General features: G+C 64.8%; 14 protein-coding genes. 6 read left to right on the top strand and 8 right to left on the bottom strand.

Translation table 11 applies throughout. From position 1 onward, the window contains the following. Positions 1-106 precede the first annotated feature (106 nt). On the bottom strand, positions 107-1,084 hold the full coding sequence (gene corA / locus AWB81_RS02370) for a magnesium/cobalt transporter CorA (protein ID WP_062632463.1): 978 nt from the start codon (positions 1,082-1,084) through the stop codon (positions 107-109). A gap of 164 nt (positions 1,085-1,248) precedes the next feature. Then, the gene (locus AWB81_RS02365) at positions 1,249-1,659 is read right to left on the bottom strand and encodes a bactofilin family protein (protein ID WP_062632300.1); all 411 of its coding nucleotides are present in this window, start codon (positions 1,657-1,659) and stop codon (positions 1,249-1,251) included. Positions 1,660-1,738: 79 nt separating this feature from the next. On the opposite strand from AWB81_RS02365, the gene AWB81_RS45605 reads away from it, so the two are divergent. Beyond that, complete coding sequence (locus AWB81_RS45605; protein ID WP_062632299.1) at positions 1,739-2,041, top strand: hypothetical protein; 303 nt, start codon at positions 1,739-1,741, stop codon at positions 2,039-2,041. 36 nt (positions 2,042-2,077) lie between these two features. On the opposite strand, the gene AWB81_RS02355 is transcribed toward AWB81_RS45605, so the two are convergent. Beyond that, a complete protein-coding gene (locus AWB81_RS02355; protein WP_062632298.1) occupies positions 2,078-3,058 on the bottom strand; it encodes a M23 family metallopeptidase in 981 nt (326 codons plus the stop codon). Positions 3,059-3,557: 499 nt separating this feature from the next. Between AWB81_RS02355 and AWB81_RS02350 the strand changes: the two genes are divergently transcribed. Together AWB81_RS02350 and AWB81_RS02345 are read left to right on the top strand one after the other, a co-directional pair. Further along, on the top strand, positions 3,558-3,956 hold the full coding sequence (locus AWB81_RS02350) for a hypothetical protein (RefSeq protein ID WP_062632297.1): 399 nt from the start codon (positions 3,558-3,560) through the stop codon (positions 3,954-3,956). Continuing rightward, positions 3,932-4,141 carry a hypothetical protein gene (locus tag AWB81_RS02345; RefSeq protein WP_062632296.1) on the top strand — a complete coding sequence of 70 codons (210 nt, stop codon included), beginning with the start codon at positions 3,932-3,934 and terminating at the stop codon, positions 4,139-4,141. Before AWB81_RS02350 ends, AWB81_RS02345 begins: the two co-directional genes overlap by 25 nt. Positions 4,142-4,181: 40 nt before the next feature. On the opposite strand, the gene AWB81_RS02340 is transcribed toward AWB81_RS02345, so the two are convergent. Next, positions 4,182-5,144: a LysR family transcriptional regulator gene (locus AWB81_RS02340; RefSeq protein ID WP_062632295.1), complete on the bottom strand. Its 963-nt coding sequence runs from the start codon at positions 5,142-5,144 to the stop codon at positions 4,182-4,184. 192 nt (positions 5,145-5,336) lie between these two features. On the opposite strand from AWB81_RS02340, the gene AWB81_RS02335 reads away from it, so the two are divergent. The 3 genes from AWB81_RS02335 to AWB81_RS02325 all read left to right on the top strand — a co-directional run bounded on the left by AWB81_RS02335 (position 5,337) and on the right by AWB81_RS02325 (position 8,512). Beyond that, complete coding sequence (locus tag AWB81_RS02335) at positions 5,337-6,875, top strand: CoA-acylating methylmalonate-semialdehyde dehydrogenase (protein WP_062632294.1); 1,539 nt, start codon at positions 5,337-5,339, stop codon at positions 6,873-6,875. 64 nt (positions 6,876-6,939) lie between these two features. Beyond that, on the top strand, positions 6,940-7,866 hold the full coding sequence (gene mmsB / locus AWB81_RS02330) for a 3-hydroxyisobutyrate dehydrogenase (protein ID WP_327371395.1): 927 nt from the start codon (positions 6,940-6,942) through the stop codon (positions 7,864-7,866). Between the two features lie 298 nt (positions 7,867-8,164). Then, a complete protein-coding gene (locus AWB81_RS02325) occupies positions 8,165-8,512 on the top strand; it encodes a hypothetical protein (protein WP_062632292.1) in 348 nt (115 codons plus the stop codon). An 83-nt stretch (positions 8,513-8,595) separates the two neighbouring features. On the opposite strand, the gene AWB81_RS02320 is transcribed toward AWB81_RS02325, so the two are convergent. The 4 genes from AWB81_RS02320 to pdxY all read right to left on the bottom strand — a co-directional run bounded on the left by AWB81_RS02320 (position 8,596) and on the right by pdxY (position 13,914). Beyond that, the gene (locus AWB81_RS02320) at positions 8,596-10,044 is read right to left on the bottom strand and encodes a dihydrolipoyl dehydrogenase (protein WP_062632291.1); all 1,449 of its coding nucleotides are present in this window, start codon (positions 10,042-10,044) and stop codon (positions 8,596-8,598) included. 82 nt (positions 10,045-10,126) lie between these two features. Then, positions 10,127-11,980 carry a glycoside hydrolase family 15 protein gene (locus AWB81_RS02315; protein WP_062632290.1) on the bottom strand — a complete coding sequence of 618 codons (1,854 nt, stop codon included), beginning with the start codon at positions 11,978-11,980 and terminating at the stop codon, positions 10,127-10,129. Continuing rightward, positions 11,973-12,773: an SDR family oxidoreductase gene (locus tag AWB81_RS02310; RefSeq protein WP_062632462.1), complete on the bottom strand. Its 801-nt coding sequence runs from the start codon at positions 12,771-12,773 to the stop codon at positions 11,973-11,975. Before AWB81_RS02310 ends, AWB81_RS02315 begins: the two co-directional genes overlap by 8 nt. 259 nt (positions 12,774-13,032) lie before the next feature. Continuing rightward, positions 13,033-13,914, bottom strand: coding sequence for a pyridoxal kinase PdxY (gene pdxY, locus AWB81_RS02305; protein WP_062632461.1), 882 nt, complete (start codon positions 13,912-13,914; stop codon positions 13,033-13,035). Between the last annotated feature and the right edge of the window lie 174 nt (positions 13,915-14,088).

Here is a 14,088-nt window from a genome sequence, read left to right as displayed (position 1 = left end):
AGTAAGACATCGAAATCGGAAAATAGTTCCGCTGTCGCCGGAAGCCCCGCCTCTCGATGCCGCGAATCGTGTTTTCAATGTCGCGTCCAATGCACCGAAGTATCCATTATAACCAACCCGCCTTCCGGAACCGCCAATACAGCACGATGTCGACCAACAGCATCACGCCGAGGCACACCGGATAGCCGTACGCCCACTCAAGTTCGGGGATGCGGTGGAAATTCATCCCGTAGATGCCGGCAATCATCGTGGGCACGGCGAAAAGTGCCGCGAACGAGCCGAGCCGCTTGGTCACCTCGCTTTCCGCGAGCGAAATCAGGCCGAGATTCACCTGGATCGCGGTGACGATCATTTCGCGCCGTCCTTCGATCGTTTTCACGATGCGCAGCAGGTGGTCGTAGACGTCGCGGAAATATTCCTGCATGCCCGCGCAGACGCCCGGCGGCCGCCCGCCATACAGTTTGCTGACGGCTTCGAGCAGCGGCGCCGTGTGATGCTGCAACAGCACGAGCCGGCGCTTGAGCGAGTAAAGATCTTCGATGATCTCGCGCGACGCCGCCAGTCCGTTGCGCTCGAAGATGCGCTCCTCGACTTCGTCGAGTTCGGCGGCGAGCTGTTCGAGCACCGGAAAATAGCGGTCGACGACGTTATCGAGCAGCGCATACATCACGAACGCCGGACCGTGCCGCAGTAGATGCGGTTCGCGCTCGCAGCGCTTGCGCACTTCCTGAAAGCCCTGCGTGGTCCGGTTGCGCACGGACAGGACGTAGTTCGGTCCGACGAACACGTTGATCTCGCCGACGAGCAGTTCGCCTTCGTGGTCGAATTCGACGGTGTGGAACACGGCGAAGAGCGAGTCGGCGTACTCCTCGATCTTCGGCCGCTGATGGCCGTGCTGGGCATCCTCGACCGCGAGTTCGTGCAGGCCGAACTGATGCATCATGTGCGCGAGCTCGCCCGGGCCGGGCTCCTTGAGCGCCACCCAGATGAAGCTGTCGGGCAGGTCGCGATACGCGTTGATATCGTCGATCGGCACATCGGCGAGCTTGCGGCCGTTCTGATAGGCCGCGCAATTGACCAGCATGAATGAGTGCCCCGGGTCCGGTGTATTGAGGTCCGCGCGCGCCGCCGGCTTACAGCGCGCTTGTATCGCGACGGTTTGTCGCGCGTCGCTCTTGTTTTGCATCTTAGCGGATTTGCCCGGGCTTGCCCGGCGCATGGCGCGCCGGACGGGATGGTTGCGCGGGATCAGTCGGTGGTGAAGTCCGCGATGGCGTCGGGTCGCGGGGGCGCGGGTTCGCGCTTGGTGAGCTTGCCCTCCACCGAAGCGCCGACGTCCATCCGCAGTTGCTGGTAATAGATGTTGCCGTTCACGTGCGCATTGGACTGAAGCTCGACGAAATGTTCGACGGTGACATCGCCAGTGATCGTGCCGTTGATCACGATGTCATACGCGCTGACGTTGCCCGTGATCGTCCCCTGGTCGCTGACGACGAGCAGCGTCTGTTCGCCCGGGCGCCCGGTGACATTACCGGTGATCTGGCCGTCCATGCGCAGGCCGTCGCTGAATTCGAGATTGCCCTTGATGTGAACGTCGTGGGCGATGAGCGTGGCGAGCTTGGCCTGCTGGATGCCGGGGGATTTCTTCTTTGCAAACATGGCGGGGTTCTTCCGTTGCGTCGGTTCGTTGAAAAGCGGGTGGTTCGGTAGGACTTCGGTTGGATCAGTCGGACTTGTCGTGCTGGCGTCTGAAAAAGGCGAGGTCGGTGCGCAGGCGGCTCAGCTCGGCCGCCGTGCCTTCCGCCTGCTTCTCGAGCCCGGCGCGCGTGGCGGCGTCGTGATCAAGCGCGAGTTGCGAATGTGTGAGCTGGTCACGCAGTTCCTGCTCGGAGACCGGGGCGCGCAGATCGCGTCGACCTGCCGGCTGTGCTCGCGCGAACTCTTCAGCGCGAAGCCTGCTGCGGCCAGCGCCGAAATCGCGCACGCCGCCGCGATGCCGCCGAGCAGGAGCGTCGGCGTGCGCCGGGGCGTGAGGGAATAGGTGCGCCGCGCGAGCCGGTGCGTCGCTCGGTTCCGGTCAACTTTGCGCATGAGACTTGAGCCTGAAAAGTGCCAGATACGGCGTCGGATTGATCTGAGCGCCATCGACGATCACTTCGAAGTGCAGGTGCGGTCCGGTCGAGCGCCCGGTCGAGCCGACTTCGGCGATCTTCTGCCCGGGCATGACGACGTCGCCGACGCGCACGAAGATCTTCGACGTATGGCCGTAGCGCGTGACGATTCCGTCGCTGTGCCGGATGTCGACGGCATTGCCGTAGCCGCCGTGCAGACCCGCCTGGATCACACGGCCGCCCGCGGTCGCGAGGATCGTGGCGCCCGTCGGCGCCACGAGGTCGATGCCGGGATGGAAGCTCGCATGCTTCGTGAACGGATCGATGCGGTTGCCATACGGCGAACCCGCGAGCGAGCCGGGCGCCGGGTCGCGCCCCGGGAACGCCATATACGACGCGTAGTGCGGCAAAACATCGCGTTCGAGTTGCGAGAGCGTGTCGCCGAGACAGTCGATGATCTTCTGCGTGCGTTTCAGGCGCTGCGGCGCGCTGCCTTCTTTCGCCGCGTCCCCGGCGCCGCAGAGCCGCGGCGGCGGGAGCGGCCCGCCGGCGCCGTCGAGCGGCGCGGTTTCCTCGCTGTCGGGCAGCGGCGGGACGATATGAACGTCGGGGCCATCGGCGGACTTGCGCGACGCCTTCAGGCGATCCTCGAAGTCGCGCAGCTCACCGACCTGCGCGCTCAGTTGCGCGACGCGCGGCTCGATCCTGGTCAGGGTCGCGCTGACCTTGCCGAGTTCCTCCAGCTCGTAGGAATGACGCGCGGACTGCGCGCGCTCGTCGAAGGCGTGGCTGCTGCCTAGCGTCGAACCGATCGCGATGCCGAGTGCGAGCGCCGCCAAAATCAGCGCGATGCCGGCGACGATCGCGATCACGCGCGCCGTGCGCGCTTCGACGAAGCGCACGCGCTGGCTGGAGACGGATCGGCGGGACCAGATGACGAATGCCATCAGCGATCCTTGCCCGTGAAGGCGGGCGATGCGGCCGCCGGGCGCGCGGACTGCGCGGCCTCTTTGATCAGATTGATTGTCACGTCGTGGAAAAGATGCCTGGGCAAGTCGCGGGCCATATTTGAATCGGGCGGCAATTATGCATGGCCTCGCGAATACCGCATCTCAAAATATCAGGAGTGCAATGTTTTTGCCTCGGGATTCGCCGGTTTTGACGCCTGCGGTCTTTCCCGTCGCACGACTTGACGAGCGTTGTCGAGGCCGTTTTCAACCGTGCCGGCGATGGCCGGCTCCGCTTAAGTGACGCGGACTTGCGCTATCTGCCGCGCTTTTGCGATCGCGTGCGGGTGGCCACCGTTGACAAACGCTATCCCGAAAAACACACTGCGTTCGGATCACCCGTTCAGATAATTCGGAAAACCAATCAAGCCGACTTTGACGGGCTCATCCCGGCGTTCCGCCACGCTTCGCCACTCTCTTTTCGACGTACCGAGGAAACATGCATAACAACGCTTTCAACATCGTCGCCGGCGCGTTGATTTCGATTTCGCCCGCGTTCCTCTCGATCGCCCTCGCGGCGCCTTCGCCGGCCGCCGCGATGCCTGCCGCGGCTGTCAGCGCCTCCGCGCTGCCGGGCGGCGTCGAAGGCGTGAGCGTCGTCGAGATGGTCGGCTCGATCCAGGCGGTCAACCGCACCACGCGCGAAGTGACCATTGGCGACAGGCAGGGCGGCAGGACGAAAATCACCGTCCGGCCCGACGCAAAGCATTTCGCGCAACTGAATGCCGGCGACGAAGTGCGCGTGCGCATGACGCGCGACGTCGTTATCGAGTTCGGGAGCGCAGCGCCGTCGCGACCGCCGATGCCGCGTCGATGGCGCGTTCCGCGTACCCGATGACGGTGGTGGCCGACGTCGTGAAGGTCGATCAGGCGAGCGGCGTCGTGCAGGTGAAGGGGTTGCAAGGCAATCTTCTGAACGTGCAGGTGCATGACCGCGCGAAGCTCGCCGGCGTCACGCCGGGCGTACAGGTGACGCTCGCCTATACGGACGCCGTATCGGTCGCGGTCATGCCGGTGCACTGAACCGCAACGCCGTTGTTCGTGCTAACGGGGCGCCGGCCAGTCACGGCGTCCCGCTTTCGTTCCACGCCATCGCGTTGTCTTCGCCCATCAGCAGCGCGCGATTCGATCCCGCCGCCGCGCGCAAGTAGTCCCACACCGTCGTGATGCGCTTGAGCTTGCGCAAATCCTCGCGGCACGACAGATAAAACGCGCGTGTCACCTCGATCTCGCCGGGCAGCACGGGCACGAGCCGCGGGTCCTGTGCGGCCATGAAGCACGGCAGGATCGCGAGCGCGCCGCCCTGCAGCGCCGCGAAATATTGCGCGATCACGCTCGTGCTGCGCCAGCGCGATTGCGCGCCCGGCACCGCGCGCTCCAGATACAGCAGCTCGTAGCTGAACGCGAGGTCGTCGATATAGCTCGCGAAACGATGGTCGCGCAGGTCGTCGGCGGAAGCGATCGGTTCGTGGCGCGCGAGATAGCCGGCGGTTGCGTAGAGCTTCAGCCGGTAGTCGCAGAGCTTCGTGTAGACGTACTGTCCCTGTTCAGGCCGTTCGAGCGTGACCGCGATATCGGCCTCGCGCTTCGACAAGCTCACGAAATGCGGCACTGGCAGCAAATCGATCGTGATGTTCGGATGCGCGTCCTGAAAGCGCGCGAGTTGCGGCGCGAGGAAAAAGCATCCAAAACCCTCCGTCGATCCGACCCGAACGTGGCCCGACAACGCGTGACCTGTATTGGCGATCTGCTCAGTTGCGGACTGCACCGTGGTTTCGATCGAATCGACGTAGCCGAGCAGCCGCTGGCCCTCGGCCGTCAGCACGAATCCTCCGCTCCTGGATTTGTCGAAGAGCAGGGTGCCGAGCGCGTCCTCCAGCGCGCGCACGCGCCGCGCGACCGTCGTGTAGTCGACGCCCAGACGCTTCGCCGCGCCGCTCGCGCGCTGCGTGCGGGCGACTTCGAGGAAGTAGCGCAGGTCGTCCCAGTTCAGTCTGGCGAGGTCCAGCTTGATGCTTTTCTGCATATCAGACGGGTATTTTTATCGATGGTTGATGGACTTTTGCATAACTATACTCAATGAGAGAGACCCGCCGCCAGATCGGCGGGCAAATCGAAAACGGAGACGACATGCCTTTCCCATCGACGCCGCCACCGCGTCCGACCTCGCGCATCCATCCCCGCCGTTTCTCTTCGATCAAGCCCCAAGGAGCCTCACGTGAACATCGCTGCTGAACACCCGGCGCAAGCCACAAAGCAAGGCCTGCGCACCGCAAAACTGCTGATCGACGGCGAATTCGTCGAGTCGAAATCGGCCGAATGGCGCGACATCGTCAATCCGGCGACGCAGGAAGTGATCGGCCGCGTCCCGTTCGCGACCGTGGACGAAGTGAATGCGGCCGTCGCGGCGGCGCACAAGGCCTTTCAGACCTGGCGTACGACTCCGCTCGGCGCGCGCATGCGCCTGATGCTCAAGTTCCAGGACCTCGTGCGGCAGAGCATGAAGCGCGTCGCCGAGACGCTGACGGCCGAGCAGGGCAAGACGCTGCCCGATGCCGAGGGCGACATCTTCCGCGGGCTCGAAGTCGTCGAGCATGCGTGTTCGATCAGCACGCTGCAGCAGGGCGAATTCGCGGAAAACGTCGCGGGCGGCGTCGATACGTACACGCTGCGCCAGCCGATCGGCGTCTGCGCGGGCATCACGCCGTTCAACTTCCCCGCGATGATCCCGCTCTGGATGTTCCCGATGGCAATCGTCTGCGGCAATACGTTCGTGCTCAAGCCTTCCGAGCAGGACCCGCTTTCCACGATGGAACTCGTCGAGCTTGCCGTGCAGGCGGGCATTCCGCCGGGCGTGCTGAACGTCGTGCACGGCGGCAAGGAGGTGGTTGACGCGATCTGCACGCACCCCGACATCAGGGCGATTTCGTTCGTCGGATCGACGGCGGTCGGCACGCACGTGTACAACCTCGGCAGCCAGCACGGCAAGCGCGTGCAGTCGATGATGGGCGCGAAGAACCACGCCGTCGTGCTCCCCGACGCCAACAAGGAGCAGACGCTCAACGCGCTCGCCGGCGCCGGTTTCGGCGCGGCCGGGCAGCGCTGCATGGCGACGTCGGTGGTGGTGCTGGTCGGGTCGTCGAAGGAGTGGCTGCCGGATCTCGTCGAGCGCGCACGCGGGCTGATGGTGAACGGCGGCACCGAGCCGGGCACGGACGTCGGCCCCGTTGTCTCGCGCACGGCGAAGGAGCGGATTCTCGGGCTGATCGAGAAGGGTGTGGGCGAGGGCGCGACGCTGTCGCTCGACGGGCGCGGCGTCGCGGTGAAGGGCTACGAGAAGGGCAATTTCATCGGCCCGACGATTTTCTCCGGCGTCACGACCGACATGTCGATCTACAAGACCGAGATTTTCGGACCCGTGATCTGCGTGGTGGAAGCCGCGACGCTCGACGACGCCATCGCGCTCGTCAACCGCAATCCGATGGGCAATGGTGTCGGGCTCTTCACGCAAAGCGGCGCGGCGGCGCGCAAGTTCCAGAGTGAAATCGACATCGGTCAGGTCGGCATCAACATTCCGATTCCGGTGCCGGTGCCGTCGTTCAGCTTCACCGGTTCGCGCGGCTCGAAACTCGGCGATCTCGGGCCTTACGGGAAGCAGGTCGTGCAGTTCTACACGCAGACGAAGACCGTGACCGCGCGCTGGTTCGACGATGCCACGGTCAATGACGGCGTCAACACGACCATTTCGCTGCGGTAAGAACCGGCGCAACTACAGTGCATGGGACCAGAGTAAGCGCATGGGGCCAGAGTAAGCGCTAATTCTGGCCGACAGCGCCAACTCTGGTCGACAGGAGAGTGAGATGCAAATCGGTTTCATAGGACTGGGACATATGGGCGGCCCGATGGCGGCGAACCTGCTGAAAGCGGGTCACGCGCTGACGGTGTTCGACCTGTCGGAAGCGGCGCTCGCCGAAGCGAAACAAAACGGCGCCACGCTCGCGGCGTCCCCGCGCGCAGTGGCCGAGGCGAGCGACGTCGTCATCACGATGCTGCCGGCGTCCGCGCACGTGAAGGCCGTCTACCTGAACGAGGACGACGGCGTGCTCGCCGGCGTGCGCACGGGCGTGCCGCTCATCGACAGCAGCACGATCGATCCGGCGACCGCGCGCATGATCGGCGAAACGGCACGCGCGCGCGGCAATCCGTTCGCGGATGCGCCGGTGTCGGGCGGGGTCGTGGGCGCGCAGGCCGGGACGCTGACGTTCATGGTCGGCGCCGATGAAGCGCTTTTCGAAACGCTCAAGCCGGTTTTGGCAGGAATGGGCAAAAACATGGTGCGCTGCGGCGAAACCGGCACCGGACAAATCGCCAAGCTCTGCAACAACCTGCTGCTCGCCATTTCGATGATCGGCGTCGTGGAGGCGATGAAACTCGGCGAAACACTAGGTATCGACCCGCAGAAGCTGGCGAGCATCGTGAACACGTCGACCGGGCGCTGCTGGAGTTCGGATACGTGTAATCCCTATCCCGGCGTCCTGCCGAATGCGCCTGCGTCGCGCGGCTATTCCGGCGGATTCGGCGCGGACCTGATGCTCAAGGATCTCGGCCTCGCCGTCGATGCCGCCCGGCAGGCGAAGCAACCCGTTTTTCTCGGCGCGCTTGCGCAGCAGCTTTACCAGTCGATGAGCCAGCAGGGCATGGGCGGAATCGATTTTTCAGGCATCATCAAGCTGTACGGGAAGGAATGAAAAGTGCATTTAATGCGGGTTCAGGCACGTACGTGCGTGCCTGTTTCGATTCTTCCTATAACTGCTTTATTAAGTTGCACTGCACAACGACGCCCGGAGTGGCTTATCGCACTTAAGCATCGGGAATACGATGATTCGCTTTCCCTAAATTTGTCCTATTCTGAAAGCACGACGTTCTGCGCTACCGAAAACGACTCGCTGAGAAAGTATCGTATTTTAGCGATCCGAATCGTGGGCCGGAACTTTGGATGCACGTAGAAACTTCGGCATTTCGCCGACAAGGACAAAGGAGCACGCGATGCAAGTTACCCGTCACCTGAACATGGAATTGCGCCACGCCACGATGCCTACGTACGTGGCCAGCTATCTATTCCCGTTGCTGCTACTGGCTTATGAAGCGTGGCGAGTGGGGTCGTGGGTTTCGGTCAACGGCTTCAACTTCATGAACTTCAAGTCGATGGGCTATGAGTTCGCGCTGATGATCGCGGTGTTTGCGATGCAAGTGATCGTCGAACTCGCTTTTCTCGCTGCCGCGGGACTCAGCAAACATCACGATTTCGGGCATCGTCTGAGCAATCTGCTGCTTGGGCTGTTCTGCTCGGTGGTCGTGCTCGGATTCGACCTCGCGCTGCAATACGCGATCTGATCGCTGAAATCGACGCTTGAGTTAAAAGGCCGGTTGCTCGCAACCGGCCTTGTTGTTTCACGGCTCGTCCGGATGCGATTTGATCAGCATCCCGCAGCAGTCGGCAATGCGGGCGGCGTTTCGGACCGTTCCTCATAAAACCTGCGACTCGCGTCCTTGAGCGCCGTGCGCAATCCTTCTTCCACCACCGGATGGTAGAACGGCAGCTTGAGCGCCTCGTCGACCGTCAATTCCAGTTGCAGCAGCCACGCGAGCAAATGCCCGAGATGCTCGACCACCGGGCCGCACGCCTGCGCGCCGCGCAACCTGCCCGACGCCGCGTCGGCGTAGACGTGCAGCAGGCCGCGATTCTGCCGCATCACGCGGCTGCGTCCCTGCGTTTCGAATGACGCCGAGCCGGTCACGGTCATCTGCTTGTCGAGGTCGTCGTAGGATGCACCGACGATCGCCACCTGCGGCTCGCAGAACACCAGCGAAAACGGCACCTTGCGCTTCACAGACTGCACGTCGGGAAAGCGCGCGGCGTTGTCGCCGGCAATCTTGCCTTCGTCAGCCGCATCCGAGAGCCACGGACGCGTGCCGTCGCAATCGCCCGCGATGAAAATGCTGCTCTTGCCGCATTGCATCGACGATTCGTCGAAGAGCGGCACGCCCTTGTCGTTCAGCCCGATGCCGGTTTTCGCCAGATTGAGCGCCTTCAGATCCGGCGCGCGCCCCGTCGCGACCAGCACCATGTCGAACTGCTCCGTGCGCGCCTTGCCGTCGAGCGCCTTAAAGCGGATCGTCGGCACGCCGTCCTGCAGCGACATCGCTTCGATCTTCGCATCCGGATCGAAAAAGAACTCGTCGGAGAGCGCCGCCGTGAGCGCGTCGCGCACCGGCGTGTCCGTGAGCCCCGCCACGCGGCCGCCCTGGCCGAACATGAATACCTCGACGCCGAGTCGCGCGAGCGCCTGCCCGAGTTCCAGCCCGATCGGCCCGGCGCCGAACACGGCCGCGCGTTTCGGCAGGGTCTTCAGGTCGAACACTGCGTCGCTCGTTATCAGGCGGTCGCCGAATACCTTGATGGCGTCGGGGATGGCCGGGACGGCGCCGGTCGCGATCACCACGCTCTTCGCCTCGATGCGCCGCGCATTGTCGATCGAAAGCACGTGACGCCCTGCCGAGGATGACTCGAAGCGTGCGCGTCCGCGAATCACGCAGTCGGCGGGGAAAGAGTCGATCTCTTTCAGGATCGCACCGACGAAATAATCGCGCTCGCGCCGCACGTAATCGAGCACCTGCGCGCCGCTGGCTTGCAGCGCTTGCGTGCCCTCGATGCCGCGCGGCGCGAGCGCCTTTGCGTCATGCAGGCCGTTCGCTGCCGCCAGCAGAAGTTTCGACGGCATGCAGCCGATGCGAGCGCAGGTCGTGCCGAACTCGCCGGCTTCAATGAGCACCGCGCGCCCGCACGCCGAGCGCGCGGCGCGAAAGGCGGACATGCCCGCCGTTCCGGCACCGATCACGGCGACGTCCACCTGGATTTCTTTCATCTGATTCCTTTGTCGGCCAGAGTTCGCGCCTTGGTGCCCGCTCTGATCGCATGCACGCGTTGTCCTGAAGCGTTTGCACCACTCACGACCACGGCGCATGCCGGCCTTCGAGACTGCGGTCGAGCTGGAAGGCCGTGCTGATCAGCGCGAGGTGCGTGAGCGCCTGCGGAAAGTTGCCGAGCGACGCGCCGTCCACCGCGACTTCCTCCGAGTAGAGCCCCACATGGTTCGAATAGGCAAGCATCTTCTCGAAGACGAGCCGCCCTTCGTCGACGCGTCCCGCCCGCGCGAGCGCTTCCGCGTACCAGAACGAGCAGGCGGAAAAGCCGCCTTCCTCGCCGTCGAGGCCGTCGAGCGCGCCGCCGCGGGTGTAGCGGAAGATCAGCGGATCGACGCGCAGGCCGCGGCCGATCGCATCGAGCGTCGAGAGCCAGCGCGCGTCCTTCGGCCCGATGAAGCGCACGAGCGGCATCATCAGCACGGAGGCGTCGAGCACGGTCGAATCGGGCGTCTGCACGAAGCTTTGCAGTTCGTCATTCCAGAAGTTCTCGTGGATTTCTTCGTGGATGCGATCGCGCACTTCGAACCATTGCGCGAAGGGCGCGGGCAGCGAGCGCTTTTGCGCGAGGCGCAGCGCGCGATCCACCGCGACCCAGCACATCAGCCGCGAATGCAGCAGGGGGCGTGCGCCGTTGCGGAATTCCCAGATGCCGTGATCCGGCTCCTGCCAGTGCTCCGCCACGTAGTTCACGGTGCGCATGATGTGCCGCCAGCCGTCGTGCGACACCGCCTCGCCGTACTTGTTGTACAGGTAGACCGCGTCCATCAGCGCGCCGTAGACGTCGAGCTGCATCTGGTCGCGCGCCGCATTGCCGACGAGCGGCGGCTCGACGCCGCTGCCGTGCAACCGGTCGGCGACGGCTTCCTCCGGCGGCCTGGCACCGTCGACGGCGTACATCACGGAGAGCGAGCCGTCGGAATCGCAGCTCCGGTTTCGTTCGGCGATCCAGTGCATGAAATGCTGCGCCTCGCCGGTATAGCCGAGCCGAAGAAGCGCATACACGGAAAACGCGGCATCGCGAATCCAGGTGTAGCGGTAGTCCCAGCGGCGGCCGCCCTGCGGCGTCTCCGGCAGGCCGAAGGTCGGCGCTGCGACGATGGCGCCGTGCTCGCGCGAACTCAGCAGCTTGAGCAGCAGCGCCGAGCGCATGACGACTTCACGATAGCGTCCGCGATAGGTCGAATCGGCGGCCCACGCGCGCCAGAACGCGACGGTTTCGTCGAGCGAAGCCTCGCACGGCAGCGCGCGTTCCAGCGGCTCGGACGCCGCGCCGAGCACGAAGCAAGCGGTATCGCGCTCGTCGAGGTCGAAGCGGGCGCAGGCGTCGCCGTCCTCGATCGAGACCGCGACGGTCGCCAGCAGCGTGAGCGGCTCGCCGCCGCCCGCGGGCTCGAAGCGCACGCGGTGCGCGTCGGCCTGCACGGCCGTGTGAGCGGTGCGCGCGTAGTCGAAGCGCGGCGCGCAACGCATCGCGACCGAAATGCGCCCGAACACCGAGCGCACCACGCGCACGACGCAGTTCGGCGCATCCTCGCCCGAGCGCGTGAGCGGCATGAAGTCGAGCACCTCGCACACCGCGTCCGGCGACATGAAACGCGTCACCAGCACGTTCGTTTCCGGCAGGTACATCTGCTTGACGCGCGGACGTTCGAAGGCGGGCGCAACCTGAAAACGGCCGCCGCGCGCCGCGTCGAGCAGCGCGCCGAAGAGCGTCGGCGAATCGATGCGCGGATAGCACATGAAGTTGAGCGCGCCGTCAGTAGCGACGAGCGCCGTCGTGATCATGTTGCCGATCACGCCATGTTCTTCGATCGGCGTGCTGCACGGCACGCGTTTGCGCGCGCGGGCGTCCTGTGCGCGGGTGTCGTCAGCCATTGTCCGCAAAGCCCGGATAGAGCGTCATGCCGCCGTCGACGTAGAGCGTCGCGCCGACCACATAGTCGCTTTCGTCCGACGCGAGCCAGACGACTGCGCGCCCGATGTCGTCGACTTCGCCGATGCGCCCGTACGGCACAAGCGTCAGCAGCTTGTCGAGTGCTTCCTTCGAGTCCCAGGCGTCCCGGTTGATCGGCGTGCGGATCGCGCCGGGCGCGATGGCATTCACGCGGATCCGCTGCGGCGCGACCTCCTGCGCGAGCGATTTCATCATCATCTGGATGCCGCCCTTCGACGCCGAGTAGTTCACGTGGCCCGCCCACGGAATGATCTCGTGGACCGAACTCATGCAGATGATCTTGCCGAGCGCCTTCGACACCGGGCGCGGACCGCGCCGCACGAATTCGCGCACGGCGCGCTGCGCGGTCAGGAACTGGCCCGCGAGATTGACGCTCATGACGGTGTTCCAGTCGTCGAGCGTCATGTCGACGAAACGCGCGTCCTTCTGCAGGCCCGAATTCGCCACGACGATATCGACCGTCCCGAAGCGCTCGCGGACCGCGTCGAACATGGCGTCGAGCTGGGCTTCGTCGGAGACGTCGGCGCCGACGGCAAACGCGGTGCCGCCGGCCTTTTCGATCTCGGCGGCGAGCTTTTCGGCCGGCTCTCCGTGCGAGTGATAGTTGATCGCGACGGCCGCGCCGGCTTTCGCGAGCGCTTCGGCAACGCCGAAGCCGATGCCGGAACTGGCGCCCGTGACGAGCGCGGTCTGGCCTTCGAGGGGTTTGTGCATGACGATCCTCTGGGACGCGCGCATCCGGTGGCCGATGCCAGCCGGAGCGGCGCGTTTTTGGCGAGGCAGCAAGTGCCGGACCCGACGAGGCGCGGCGACTGCAGGAGCGCGTGCGATCCGGCAATCGCGGATTGCCGGAGAATCGAAATGGCTAAACGGAAGGTGAACTGCGTGATTTGCGCGAGGAGACAGGCGCCGCGCCAAGCCATGCGTAGATCGCAACCGCCTGATTCCGCCCGATTTTTGCGCGGCGCGCGCCTCAGGCCCGCTGGGCGCTGTCGTTGCCCGATACCCGGATTGCCGGGAACCGGTCGGTCGGCTTGGCGATTTCATCCTGCGAGGCGACGATCTCCAACTCGTACCGCCCGGCGTTGTAAGTTGCCTTGACGACCGCGTTGACGGCCGCGAGCGTGTGCTCCAGCGCGTCGCGCAACGAGTCGCCCTGCAGCGTGCGTGCGACGAACACCGCGCTCGTCAGGTCGCCCACGCCCACCGGCTGGCGCGCAAACGGATAGAGCGGCCGTTGCGCGAACCACGCTTCGGTCGCGCTGACCACCAGCATGTTGAAGGTATCCGCGCGGCTGTTGCGGTCGATCAGATGCTTCACCAGCAGAAAGCGCGGCCCGCGCCCGATCACCTCGCGACACGCGTCGACGGCATCTTCCACCGTTTCGATCGGCCGGCCGACCAGCCTTTCCAGTTCGAGATGGTTGGGCATCATCGCGTCGGCGAATTCGGGCATCGTCGTGACGAGGAAGTCTTCAATGCCCGGCTCGACGGTGCAGCCCCCCGTGGCGCCCATCACCGGATCGCAGAAGAAGAGCGCGCGCGGATTGACGGCCTTCACCGTTTTCACGATCTCGACCACCGCGCGCGCCTGATCGGTCGCGCCGAGGTAGCCCGAGAGCACGGCGTTGCAGCGCGCGAGCATGCCGATCGCGCCGATTCCGTCGATGACGTTCTGCAGCTCGTCGGCGTCGAAAACGCTGCCGGTCCAGCGGCCGTATTGCGTGTGATTCGAGAACTGCACGGTATTGAGCGGCCACACATTGACGCCGAGCCGGCGCATTGGAAACACGGCCGCGCTGTTGCCCGCGTGACCGAAAACCACATGCGACTGAATACTGAGGACGTTGTTCATGATCTCTTCCGGGATTCGGACGGCGCCCTGCAAGACGGGATGCTCGGTTGATCGAAGGACTCGCGCCGCGATGCGCGAGCCGCATAAAGCATGGATTGTCGCGACGCGCGCCGAAACACCGCGATCCGGACAGAAACAGCACGGAACCGGAAAGAGGGCGGGGCGGCGCGTAAG

The organism is Caballeronia arationis (assembly GCF_001544975.2).
GTDB classification, from domain to species: Bacteria; Pseudomonadota; Gammaproteobacteria; order Burkholderiales; family Burkholderiaceae; genus Caballeronia; species Caballeronia arationis.
This window is presented reverse-complemented; position numbering and strand designations above follow the sequence as displayed.

Coding starts and splice junctions, on each gene's coding strand:
- AWB81_RS02355 (WP_062632298.1), bottom strand. CDS start 3,058: ATGGCATTCGTCATCTGGTCCCGCCGATCCGTCTCCAGCCAGCGCGTG.
- AWB81_RS02320 (WP_062632291.1), bottom strand. CDS start 10,044: ATGAAAGAAATCCAGGTGGACGTCGCCGTGATCGGTGCCGGAACGGCG.
- AWB81_RS02340 (WP_062632295.1), bottom strand. CDS start 5,144: ATGCAGAAAAGCATCAAGCTGGACCTCGCCAGACTGAACTGGGACGAC.
- AWB81_RS02350 (WP_062632297.1), top strand. CDS start 3,558: ATGCATAACAACGCTTTCAACATCGTCGCCGGCGCGTTGATTTCGATT.
- AWB81_RS02315 (WP_062632290.1), bottom strand. CDS start 11,980: ATGGCTGACGACACCCGCGCACAGGACGCCCGCGCGCGCAAACGCGTG.
- AWB81_RS02325 (WP_062632292.1), top strand. CDS start 8,165: ATGCAAGTTACCCGTCACCTGAACATGGAATTGCGCCACGCCACGATG.
- AWB81_RS02310 (WP_062632462.1), bottom strand. CDS start 12,773: ATGCACAAACCCCTCGAAGGCCAGACCGCGCTCGTCACGGGCGCCAGT.
- AWB81_RS02365 (WP_062632300.1), bottom strand. CDS start 1,659: ATGTTTGCAAAGAAGAAATCCCCCGGCATCCAGCAGGCCAAGCTCGCC.
- AWB81_RS02345 (WP_062632296.1), top strand. CDS start 3,932: ATGGCGCGTTCCGCGTACCCGATGACGGTGGTGGCCGACGTCGTGAAG.
- pdxY (WP_062632461.1), bottom strand. CDS start 13,914: ATGAACAACGTCCTCAGTATTCAGTCGCATGTGGTTTTCGGTCACGCG.
- corA (WP_062632463.1), bottom strand. CDS start 1,084: ATGCTGGTCAATTGCGCGGCCTATCAGAACGGCCGCAAGCTCGCCGAT.